At 57.7% G+C, this 11,173-nt stretch carries 13 protein-coding genes; 3 read left to right on the forward strand and 10 right to left on the reverse strand.

Annotated elements, in window-relative coordinates; translation table 11 throughout:
• Window positions 1-163: 163 nt before the first annotated feature.
• From VGK48_28470 to VGK48_28490, 5 genes are all read right to left on the reverse strand, one after another.
• Window positions 164-640 carry a cytochrome c-type biogenesis protein CcmH gene (locus VGK48_28470; protein HEY2385129.1) on the reverse strand — a complete coding sequence of 159 codons (477 nt, stop codon included), beginning with the start codon at window positions 638-640 and terminating at the stop codon, window positions 164-166.
• Window positions 633-2,681, reverse strand: coding sequence for a heme lyase CcmF/NrfE family subunit (locus VGK48_28475; protein HEY2385130.1), 2,049 nt, complete (start codon window positions 2,679-2,681; stop codon window positions 633-635). Before VGK48_28475 ends, VGK48_28470 begins: the two co-directional genes overlap by 8 nt.
• 6 nt (window positions 2,682-2,687) lie before the next feature.
• Window positions 2,688-3,116 carry a cytochrome c maturation protein CcmE gene (locus VGK48_28480; GenBank protein HEY2385131.1) on the reverse strand — a complete coding sequence of 143 codons (429 nt, stop codon included), beginning with the start codon at window positions 3,114-3,116 and terminating at the stop codon, window positions 2,688-2,690.
• 65 nt (window positions 3,117-3,181) lie between these two features.
• A complete protein-coding gene (locus VGK48_28485; GenBank protein HEY2385132.1) occupies window positions 3,182-3,868 on the reverse strand; it encodes a cytochrome P460 family protein in 687 nt (228 codons plus the stop codon).
• A complete protein-coding gene (locus VGK48_28490) occupies window positions 3,865-4,482 on the reverse strand; it encodes a sigma-70 family RNA polymerase sigma factor (protein ID HEY2385133.1) in 618 nt (205 codons plus the stop codon). Before VGK48_28490 ends, VGK48_28485 begins: the two co-directional genes overlap by 4 nt.
• A gap of 51 nt (window positions 4,483-4,533) precedes the next feature.
• On the opposite strand from VGK48_28490, the gene VGK48_28495 reads away from it, so the two are divergent.
• Window positions 4,534-5,697, forward strand: coding sequence for a thiamine pyrophosphate-dependent dehydrogenase E1 component subunit alpha (locus tag VGK48_28495; GenBank protein ID HEY2385134.1), 1,164 nt, complete (start codon window positions 4,534-4,536; stop codon window positions 5,695-5,697).
• Here the strand turns inward: VGK48_28495 and VGK48_28500 are convergent.
• Together VGK48_28500 and VGK48_28505 are read right to left on the reverse strand one after the other, a co-directional pair.
• Complete coding sequence (locus VGK48_28500; protein ID HEY2385135.1) at window positions 5,594-6,022, reverse strand: vitamin K epoxide reductase family protein; 429 nt, start codon at window positions 6,020-6,022, stop codon at window positions 5,594-5,596. The genes VGK48_28495 and VGK48_28500 overlap by 104 nt on opposite strands.
• Window positions 6,019-6,669 carry a thioredoxin domain-containing protein gene (locus VGK48_28505; GenBank protein HEY2385136.1) on the reverse strand — a complete coding sequence of 217 codons (651 nt, stop codon included), beginning with the start codon at window positions 6,667-6,669 and terminating at the stop codon, window positions 6,019-6,021. Before VGK48_28505 ends, VGK48_28500 begins: the two co-directional genes overlap by 4 nt.
• A gap of 176 nt (window positions 6,670-6,845) precedes the next feature.
• Here VGK48_28505 and queF point away from each other — a divergent pair, with 176 nt between their 5' ends.
• Window positions 6,846-7,250 (forward strand): preQ(1) synthase, encoded by a 405-nt coding sequence (gene queF / locus VGK48_28510; protein ID HEY2385137.1) that lies wholly within the window; start codon window positions 6,846-6,848, stop codon window positions 7,248-7,250.
• Here the strand turns inward: queF and VGK48_28515 are convergent.
• From VGK48_28515 to VGK48_28525, 3 genes are read right to left on the reverse strand one after another with little or no spacing between them, the layout of a single operon-like run.
• Window positions 7,201-7,668, reverse strand: coding sequence for a hypothetical protein (locus VGK48_28515; protein ID HEY2385138.1), 468 nt, complete (start codon window positions 7,666-7,668; stop codon window positions 7,201-7,203). The genes queF and VGK48_28515 overlap by 50 nt on opposite strands.
• A gap of 17 nt (window positions 7,669-7,685) precedes the next feature.
• Window positions 7,686-9,515: a transketolase gene (locus VGK48_28520; GenBank protein ID HEY2385139.1), complete on the reverse strand. Its 1,830-nt coding sequence runs from the start codon at window positions 9,513-9,515 to the stop codon at window positions 7,686-7,688.
• Window positions 9,516-9,524: 9 nt separating this feature from the next.
• Window positions 9,525-10,298, reverse strand: coding sequence for a fumarylacetoacetate hydrolase family protein (locus VGK48_28525; protein ID HEY2385140.1), 774 nt, complete (start codon window positions 10,296-10,298; stop codon window positions 9,525-9,527).
• 33 nt (window positions 10,299-10,331) lie between these two features.
• Between VGK48_28525 and VGK48_28530 the strand changes: the two genes are divergently transcribed.
• On the forward strand, window positions 10,332-11,173 hold an 842-nt coding region (locus VGK48_28530; protein HEY2385141.1), incomplete at its 3' end, for a hypothetical protein.

Here is an 11,173-nt window from a genome sequence, read left to right on the forward strand (position 1 = left end):
GGTCCTGGATATTGCCCAGAATGACTTCCTTCTTGCGCTGAAGCAAGTCCCACTCGGTCTCTTCGATAATCGAGGATTCCACTGCGTCGTCGCGTTTGAACAGGGGCAGACATATCGCGCCAAGCACCGCACTGCTGAGAATCCCGCAGAACAAATAGAGCATTTAGTCTTCCGGTGTGAATTTCTTGAGTTCTTCTTCGACCTTCTGTTTGTATTGCGCCAGGTCGACCGGCGCCGCTGGTTCGTTTGGCCGCAACGACCGGAAGCGGCGCAGAAAGAAGATGGCGGCCGCCAATCCGATTCCCAGCGCGGCAAAAGGCATCACCCACGCTGCCAGGTTAAAGCCGGAGGCCGGCGGAGCAGACAGCACGCTGGTGCCGTACTTATCGATGAAGTACTCGACCACGCCGTCGTCGGTGGTGCCCTGGTCGACTCTGTTCCCGATGTCTTTCAGCATCGCCTCGCGGCTGGGACAACCGATGTGGTTGCAGTTCATCAGGACCTGGTTGCATCCGCCGCACACGCACATGAACTTGGGCGTCAGCTCACGCATGCGCTCATTGCGGTCGGCCGTGAGGCCAACGGAAGTCAGAAGCAACAGGAAGACCAGGGGCGCAATGCGGACCGAGTACCTAAACATGACTCTCAACTGCCTTGGGCTCCTGTGCGATCTCTGCGTCGACCCGCCTGCGGATCACGGTTTTCTTGTTCGGCAGCAATGCCAACAGGGTTCCGGCGACAAGAACCATGCCGCCGATCCAGACCCAAGCCGTGAGCGGGTTATAGAAGACCTGGATAATGGCCTTCCTGCCGTCCGGGGTTGCGCCGGCGAACACCACATACACATCGCTTCGGTAGAAGTTATGTGGCGTGTCGTAAATGGCGACGACGCTCATGGGTTGCGGTTCGGTGCCGGCCGTGTAGATTCGGCGTTCCGGTTTCAGATTGGCGACCTTGGTTCCGTATTCATAGAGGCCAATGGTGGCCTGATTGGACGAGTAGTTGGGATCGTCCGCCGTGCCCAGCTTGTCCATGCGCAGCGTGTATTCGCGAATGTTCATCGTGTCGCCGATTCCCATGTCGGCCTGCGCGTCGGTGGTGAACGCCTGTCCCGACCAGCCGACGAAGAGCAGCACGAACCCGAAATGAACGATATAGCCGCCGTACCGCCGCGTATTGCGCAGCGTCAGGTTGACGACCGCTTCGATGAATCGCTCTCCCGTACCGACGGTTCGCGCCCTCGCGCCTTTATAGAATTCCCGGACGATCGTGGTGGCGACAAAGATCGACATCACCAGCGCCAGCCACGCGTAAAAATGGTGAATGCCCAGGACGTACATCACGACGCCGGAAACCAGCGCGAGAATCGCCGGCACCAGGAAGTTCCGCTTCAGGCTGTCCGGCGAGGCTTTGCGCCAGGCCAGCAATGGGCCGACACCGGTCAGAAACATCAGGAAGATCGCGATCGGAACGTTGACTTTGTTGAAGAATGGTGCGCTCACCGTGATCTTCGTTCCCGTAACCGCTTCGGAAATGACCGGGAACATCGTGCCCCAGAACACCGCGAAACACGCCGCGAGCAGAATCAGGTTGTTGAACATGAAACTGCTTTCGCGGGAAACCATCGACTCCATCTGGTTCTCGCTCTTCAAGTAGGGCAGGCGGTCAAACAGCAGGTATAACGAGGCCGACAACGCGATCACGATGAAGGCCGCGAAGTAACCGCCGATCGAAGATTGCGCGAACGCGTGAACGGAATTCACCACTCCGCTTCGCGTCAGGAACGTTCCGAAGATCGACATGATATAGGCCATGATGACCAGCACCATGTTCCAGATCTTCAGCATGCCCTTCTTTTCCTGGACCATCACCGAGTGCAGGAACGCGGTTCCGATAAGCCATGGCATCAGCGAAGCGTTTTCAACCGGATCCCAGCCCCAGAATCCGCCCCAGCCGAGCTCGTGATACGCCCACTTGCCGCCGAGCATGATTCCGATGCTCAGGAACATCCAGGCGACCATCGTCCAGCGCCGCGTGGTGCGGATCCATGTATCCCCTAGCTGGCGTGTGAACATTGCCGCCATCGCGAACGCGAACGGAACGGCAAACCCGACGAAGCCGAGATAGAGCATCGGAGGGTGGATGACCATGTAGGCATCCTGAAGCAGGGGATTCAATCCTTGTCCATCGTGGGGGACAAAGGGCAACGGCGATCCCGACTGCAGAAGCACTGTCTGATTGAACGGATTGACCGCGAACAGATGCATGGTCGTGAAGAACAACGATGTCGTCATCAGGACTGCCGTGACGTACGGCATCATCGCGCTGTGCTTGCGCCAGTTCTGAACCACGACCAGGGCTGTATACAGCGTCAACAGCCAGCCCCAGAACAGCAGCGAACCTTCCTGCCCGCCCCAGATCGAACTGACTTTGAAGTAAATCGGCAGGTCGCGATTCGAGTGGGCCGCGATGTACTTGATGGAGAAATCGCTGACCGCGAACAGGTAGCCGAGGCAGACAATCGACGTCGTGATCGACGCGAAAGCCGCCAGCGCGGCGTTGCGGCCGCTGGCAATCAGGCTGTCATTTTTGAGGCGGATGCCGAGGAGCGACGCGACGATGGAATATGCCGTCACCACCCAGGCAAGCGCGAGGGCAAACTGGCCGATTTGTGCTGCCATGTTCGTTTACTCTTTTGTGGCGATATTCACGCCGGCTGCTTTCTCTTTGTCGTACTTGGATGCGCACTTGGCGGTGAGATCGGTGGCTGTGAAAACGCCGTCGTGGCCAAGAGTGCCGCCGGCAACCGCGGTTGCGCGATCGATCAGCGTGTCTGGAAGGGGGCCCTTGCCGATGTACCGGATTTTCAATGTCTGCGGTTCCTGTCCGATCACAAAATCAACGATTTTCCCGTCAGCACTGCGCTGAATCGTACCCGCCATCACGTCGCCCGACACCTGCATCCGTACGCCGAAGGCTTTGTCTTTCATTGCATAGACTTCCGGGACGGTCTGGAAGTAGCTCTTGCTGTCCTGGTAACCGGAGTAGGCTAATAAGGCGATCGCTATAATGATGACGCTCGATCCCACGACAAACTTAAGCTGTTTGCGTTTCATGCATTTACCCTTTCGACAGTCCGGCACATTATAGCATTCTTATTGAGCCGCGGAGCGGGGCCAATTCATCCGATCGCCATCCCGGCGGAATGGCAACGGCGGCACGACGCATCGGAGATCGCCTGAGTTTTCCCGGAATCACTGAAATCGAAGAAGCCCCAGCCCCCTTCGAACCGGTTGCCGTCTTTTACCGAAACGACGAGGCTGCCGTGCGGCTCCCGCTCCTGAGCGGTCTCCTGGGCGGTTCGAGGACGAACGCGCTCACGAACAAGCACTGTGCCCTCCGGGAACCGGCCGGTTTTTGAGTACTCCCGCCAGGCGGCAGGATCCACGTATATATTTTCTCCGGCCGATACCCATTCCCGGTATCCCTGCGGCCGTAACAAGGCGGCTTTCCCTGCGAATTGAGCTGCGGGAGTGCGGCGCACCTGGCCCAGAAGCACAACGGATACGATCATAAGGACAACAAAGCCGGCGAACGCATAACGGGGCGGCCGGAAGAAAAACCGCTGCTCCTGGATCTGCGACAGAACTCCGGCTCGTACCGCTGCGAACAATTCGGGATTCGGCGGCGTCTGAAACGGCGACTTCAGCCGCTCTTTGATCAAAGATTGAGTCGTCCGGAGTTGCTCGCAAAACAAACGGCATTCGGCGCAGGCGCCGATCTGGCGGCTGATTTTTTCCGCCTGGAAGCCCGCCAAGTCATCTTCAATAAACAAGGCCAGCTGTTCTCTGGAATGGCCGCAATTCATTTTCGACCTCCCATCATTGCGTCAATCGCATCTTTCATGTGAACGCGGCCGCGGCTGATGTGGGAGCGGACCGTGCTCTCCGAGGTTTCCAGGATCGCTGCAACTTCCGGTGTGGAAAGCCCCTCGATATCGCGCAGCGTGATGGCGAGCCGCTCTTTCTCCGGAAGGCTTCGCAACACCTTGTGAAGCATTTCTCTTTCTTGTTCCTCGACGACTCCGGCGTGGGGATCGCAGCTTTTGCCTGTTGCCGGCGCGGTGGCCGGCTCGGAATCCGTAAATGTGCTCCAGCGGCGTTGTCTTTTGCGTCCGATATTGCGGCAGACATTGATCGTCATCCGCATCAGCCAGGGTTCGATCGGCCTTTCCAGGTCCAGGCGATGCAGGTACTTGTAGGCTCGCAGAAAGACTTCCTGGGCCGCATCCTGGACATCTTCGGGAGTGCCCAGCAGCTTGGTGGCGAGCCGCACGACCCGCCGTTCGAATCGCAGCATGACGCCTTCGAATGCCGCGGAATCGCCGCCGAGGGTCTGACGCACAAGCGACGCCACCTCCGCCGCCTCGGGCGAGGGTTGCGTGTCCGGAGTTCGGGACATGAAGAGCGCAGTTCGAATCATCAATTACTAATACCCGGTCACCCGGCGAAACGTTGCGGCTACACTTATAAAATGAAGCGCTACCCGATGTATGACCCGCCCGAATACGTCCATTGGGAGCCTTTACCCGGCATCATTGAAGAGTTCGAGAACACGATCGGCCGGGATTCCGGGCGCTCCGGAATCATCTTACAGCTGAATGACGACCGGCTTCTCGATATGTACGCGGGCATGCTGCGCTTCCGGTTGCACGATATCACGCTGAAACGGTGGGTGAAGCAGGGCATCCTCGCGAAAGCCTGGCTCGGTACGGGCGAGGAGGCAGTGACCGTCGGAAATGTCCATGCGCTGGACCGCACGATCGATAAGGTCGGCCCGATGATTCGAAATGCCGGCGCTTGCCACGAGATGGGAATTCCCGTGGTCGACATGCTGCGCGAATATCTGGCGACGGCCGACTCCCCGAGCAAAGGAAAAGATCTTCATATCGGCAGCCTGGCTCATGGCGTGATCGCGCCGGCCAGCCAGGTTGCGGCGCTGACGCCGGTGTTTGCCGGCATCGCGCTCGCGTTCAAGCAACGCGGCGAACGGGCTGTCGCGCTTACCTGGATTGGAGACGGCGCAACCAAGACAACCGCCTTCCATGAAGGCATCAATCTCGCCGCTGTTCTGCACCTGCCGGCGATTTACGTCCTGCAGAACAATCAGATTGCCCTGGGAACCCCTCTGAAGAATCATCAGGCCGGCCCGTTCACGGCGTGGAGCAAAGCCTACGGAGTTGCCGGTTTCTCATGCGACGGCAACAATGTTCTCGATACTTACGCGGCTACAAAGCAGGCTGCCGAACTCACCCGTAGCGGGCACGGCCCGGTCCTTATCTTTGCGGAGACGTTCCGGATGGGCGGACATGCCACGCATGATGAAAAAGAAGCACGCGATATCTGCCCCCGCGAGATGTTTGAATACTGGGGCCAACGGGACCCGATCGGCATGTACGAGAGTTATCTTGAGCGGCGCGGCATTTCGCGCTCCAGGCTGCAAGAGGTCGAGAACCAGGTTGTGGACGAAATGGCAGCCGCGGAGAAGCAGGCCCTGGTCAGCCGCGAAAGCAGGATACCGGGACGGGAACTCCTCACGCAGGATGTTTATGCCGGCCAGGATTCGGCGCCAGCAGAAACATCAACAGAACCAGCGTGGCCGAGAGCAGGCAATACTCGCAATACGCCTTCAGGATAAACGCCTGAATTCCGACCAGCAGCGCCGATACGACCAGTCCGGTTCCAGTCAGATAAAAGATGGCGGACAGCGGAAAATTCAGCGGACGATCGGCGTCTTCAAACAACTTGAAGACCGCCAGGCTCAGGATCGTGACGTAAAACGCCAGCCCCAGCCAGGACAGGGGAATGCCCGCGATTTCGGAATACCTGCTGGTCAGCACGTCCATGCAGCCGTGGGTCACATGGCAGGGAATAGGGCCGGCGTTTCTCTTGATGGAAAGGTAAAGCGCGTCCACCATTCCGACAAGCGCAAGACAGCCGATCCCAACAGAACGCAATTTCATTTATGAAGGCGCGTTTCGACCAGTTGGACCAGTTCCTCCATGTTCAGCTTGGGTTGGATCAGTTGACCATTGAGGAAGAACGTCGGGGTTCCCTCGATGTGCAGGTCCTGTGCCTGCGAGACGTCCGTCAGAATCCGGCTTTGCAGTCCCGGCGAGCTTAACGATTGCTCGAACCTGTTCAGATCCAGCCCGATATGGCTGGCGAAATTCATGAAGTACGGCTTGGGGTTGGGTGATTCCCCCCACTCCCGCTGATGCTCAAACAGCGCATCGTGCATTTCCCAGTATTTGCCCTGCTCACCGGCAGCTTCCGCGGCCATTGCGCCGGCCATGGCATTCGGGTGGACGCTGACCAGCGGATAATGATGGAATTCGAGGCGCAACTTGTCGGGATAGCGCGTCAGCAGCTCATTGACAAAGGGATACCAGGTTCCGCAGACGGGACACTCGTAATCGCCGAATTCGACCAGCGTCACGGGGGCGTTCTGCGGTCCGCGGCTGTGTCCGCCGGGCTTGATTTCAGCGCGGCTGGGAGTCGAAGGGTTCTCGACCGGCTGATCGGAACCACGGCTCAGGAACACTGCAGCACCCGCTGCAACGCCCACCGCCAAGATGATGACAATAACGGGTTTCATAAACTTCGGCATGCCACTGATAGTAGCTCAGCAGGGTGAGTTTGTTGAAAAAATACTTGCAAAGAAATGCCTCCGAGATGAAAATCCCGGGGTCTCATGCGAGACGTCAATTCCTAGTAGCGATTGGCTACTCCAGCCAGGGAAGGTAGTTGCTCGAGCCGGCTTTCCATATTTGGTATATTACGTCGATGTCCGAATATACCGAGCAGCACGCCAGGTCCGGAATCGGCGCCGATCTTCCAGCCATTGAAACCTGGCCCAATCAATTTCCGGGATATGAAATCACGATCGCGATGCCGGAATTCACTTCGATTTGTCCGAAGACCGGACTGCCCGATTTCGGCACGATTACGATCCGCTATCGTCCCGATAACCAATGTCTTGAACTGAAATCCCTGAAGGCGTACTTTACGGCGTATCGCAACCTCGGGATCTTTTACGAGAATGCTGTGAATCGGATTCTGCGCGACATCGTGAAGGCCTGCCAGCCGGTTTCGATCAAAGTCACCGGCGATTTCAGCACCAGAGGAGGGATGCGTTCGATTATCGAGGCGGAGTACCCTTCACCTTCCACTCTTTCTTCAAATCGTTAACTTCCTTATCATCCAGGACGTATTCCCAGAAAAATGAATCGAAGTCCGATGCTGTCCGGCCGGACTCGGCGACCAGCTTCTCGATATCCGTCTTTTTCGTGCCGAATGCCTGCGCGGCAGCTTCCGCTTTCAGTTTGAAGTTCTCGACGTCGAGCTCGGCCTTGACGATTTCGTTTCCCACGGTCTGGTAAAGATGATTCTGCATGCGTGCCACCAGGCGTCTGACTATGGAGGCGCGCATCAGCGAGTCGAGTTTCGCAATATCCATCCACTCGATCGGAACGCTCTGGTGCTTGCGATGATTGATCAGAGGCCACAGCCGCTCAACGTCGAGATTCAAAAAGCCGACAGGGTTGCCGTCGACTTCCACGACAACACGCACTTCCGGCGGTACCGGTTCCTTCCTGCTGGTGGACATTGTTCCTCCTGTCTGCCTCAGAATGCTTTCACTGCCGCTACAATATGACTGCTGCTGATGCCGTATTTCTCGATCAGAGCATCCGGCTGGCCCGAGCGCGGAATCTCGTGCACCGCAAGCTTCACGACTTTCGCCTGGTTCCCGACCGCTTCGAGCACGGCGTCTCCCAGTCCACCTTCTATGTAATGATCTTCGACCACCACAAGGCGTCCTCCGGTTTCCTTTGCAGCAGCGAGCAAGCCTTGCGCATCGATCGGCTTGACTGAATAGGCGTCGATGATCCGAATGGAAATCTTTTCTTTTTCAAGTTGCACTGCCGCTTTCAAGGCTTCGTGAACCGTGATTCCCGCGGCGATCACCGTAGCGCGATCGTTGGCGGATTTCCGGAGGGTCTTGGAACCTCCGATCGGAAATGGTTCGTCGTTCGAGTACAGCACCGGTGTCTTGGGCCGGCTCGAGCGGATATAACAGATGCCGCGATGGCGGGCCGCCTGCTCGACGGCACGCTCTGCGGAAACCGCATCGCAGGGATAGAGAATGACGGATCCGGGAATCGGGCGGAACATCGCGATATCCTCGAGGCCCATCTGCGAGGGCCCGTCTTCGCCGATGGATACGCCGACGTGCGATCCACAGAATTTTACGTTGCACTGCGAAACGCCCGCCATGCGGATCTGGTCGAAGGCACGTGTCAGAAAGGCCGCGAATGTCGCGACGAAAGGAACTTTGCCCCGGGCTGCGAGGCCTGTCGCGGCGCCGACCATGTTCTGTTCCGCGATAAACATTTCGAAGAAACGCTTTGGATGGGCCTTGAGCAGCTTCTCGGTGAAGGTTGAATTCTTGGTGTCTCCATCGAGCGCGACAATGCGTGGATCCTGGTCCGCCACTTTCACGAGGGCATCGCCGAAAGCTTCCCGCGTTGCCGCGGATTCGTCCTGCTTCCGGTCGACGGTGATGCGGACTTCTCCTGAAAACGCCGGAATCGAGAAGCCGGTACGAGGACTGGGCTTGAATTCATTCGGACCCAGCGGTGTTGCGAGCTCCGCCAGAACTTTTGGCAGATCCTGTTTGGAAACGGCTTTGCCGTGCCAGCCGTCCTTGTTTTCCAGCATCGAGGAGCCTTTGCCCTTGAACGTCTTCGCAACGATCGCTCGAGGCTGTTCGCCGCCTTCGCTCCGGCATTTCTCGAATGCGCTGAGGATGGCGGCGTAGTCGTGGCCATCGACCGTCAGTGCATACCAGCCGAAAGCACGAAACTTCGCAGCAAAGCGATCCACATCAAACTGGTCCATGGTCCGCTGGCTCTGGCCAAGCCCGTTGACGTCCACGATGGCGTACAAACTGGACGCTTTGTGGTAATGCGCCAGCGCGGCCGCTTCCCATACCGATCCTTCGGCGCATTCGCCGTCGCCCAGAAGGACGTATGTGCTGAAAGGAATGTTATCCAGGTGTGCCGCAAGAGCCATTCCGAGGCCTGCGGATAATCCCTGGCCGAGCGATCCCGTCGCGACGTCGACCCAGGGCATTCGCGGAGTGGGGTGCCCTTCCAGATTACTGTCGATTTTTCGCAGCGTGAGCAGATCCTTTTCTTCGAGCACTCCGCATTCGGCATATGCCGCCCAGAGCAGCGGCGCAGCGTGGCCTTTCGAGAGGACAAAGCGGTCATTCGCGGGGTTGTGCGGATCTTTCGGATCGAACTGCATCTCGTTGAAGAAAATGACGGACATCAGATCCGCGGCCGACATGCAGGAGGTCGGATGGCCGGAACCCGCTTCCGTTGTGGCTTTCAACGAATCGATACGCAGCCGGCGGCCTTTTTCTTTGAGAGCGTCTATTGAAGTTCGCATTTGTATTTATTATACCGTCGAGCCTGCGATGCGATTCCGGAGGACCCCCACGCCCTCCACTTCAATTTCGATCACATCGCCGGGTTTCATTGCTTTTGTGGTTCCAGGCGTTCCTGTATAAATGATATCGCCCGGCACAAGCGTGACAAACCGGCTGACATAATTCACGATCGTGTCGACCGGGAAGATGAGATCCGCCGTCCGCTGTGACTGCACCACTTCGCCGTTCAACCGGCTCTGCACCAGCAGATCGTTGTAGTTCAGACCTTGAACAATGCAGGGACCCAGACCGCCGAAGGTGTCGGAACCCTTCGCGCGGAACCACTGGAGATCATTTTTCTGCCAGTCGCGTTCGCTCACATCGTTGCCTGCGGTGATACCGAAGATGTGTCCGGCGGCGCCGGCAACCGGGATGTCTTTCCCTTTTTTCCCGATCACGACCACCAGCTCGGCCTCGTAGTGGACATTGTGCGCGCCTTCAGGAATAACGATGTTTTCTTCCGTTCCGATCAGACACGAGCTCGGTTTCCAGAAAATTCCCGGCTCTTTGGCGGGCTCCAGTCCGCGATCGGCGATGTGACTTTTATAGTTTCGGCCCACCGCCAGGATTTTCGAAGGTTCGCAGGGAGCAAGCAACTGCACCTCCGAGCTTTTAAATTCTTTGCCGCTCGGCCCGGCCCCGCTGAACAGGTCACCACGAAGTTCCCGGACGGTTGCATCTTCAAGGATTCCATATGAAGTCCTGCCTTCCGCCGCGAACCGAACGTATCGGGTGATCTTCATCAAATCTCCTCCAATTTGACATAATACCCGGTCATGCGATCCCTCCTTCTGATTGTTTTGGTCTTGCTCGTTTCATCGACCGCGTGCGCCGAGGATCTCGTGCTGGTCAACGGCGTCGTGATTGACGGCACAGGAAAGATGCGCGCCGCGGCGAACCTTCGCATCAAAGATGACAAGATCGCCGATATCGGGATTTTCAAGGCTGCGCTGAATGAAACGACGCTCGACGTCAAGGGTATGATCATCGCTCCGGGATTTGTCGATGTGCAGGGCCTCCAGCCGGCCTCTCCGCTGATCACCCAGGGCATCACCACGACCATTCTGGGTTCCGACGGCACGGGGCCATATTCCGTCGAAGATTTCATGCTTCCATTTGACGACAGGCCTCCAGTGGCCAACATCGCCATGTTGGTCGGTCATGCCACCGTTCGCCGCCAGATCATGGGCAGCGATTTCAAACGCAGTGCCACCGCGAATGAGTTGCGCCTGATGGAGGAACTCGTTTCCGATGCGATGAAGCAGGGAGCTTTCGGCTTCGCCTCCAACCTTCAACAGGAACCGGCGTCGTTCAGTTCTCACGATGAACGGGTTGCTCTCGCAAAAGTGGTTGCGAAGTTTGGCGGAATTGTCGTGGTCCGGTCACACGACGCGACAGAACCGATCGCGATCGCACGCGAGGCGAAGGTGGCGGTTCAGGTATTGGATACGGAGAAGTCCGTCCTGGCTGAAATCGAGAAAGCGCGCGCTCAACATGTGGATATTTCCGCGGAGGTGTACTCCTTTCCGCAGCTGGCTCAGGAGAAGCCGGTCAGTTTCGAACGGGCAATTCCACGTCTGAGTTCGGCGCCGGCTTCACGCTTCGGTCTTCACGACCG

The organism is Terriglobia bacterium, from assembly GCA_036496425.1.
Lineage (GTDB): Bacteria > Acidobacteriota > Terriglobia > 20CM-2-55-15 > 20CM-2-55-15 > 20CM-2-55-15.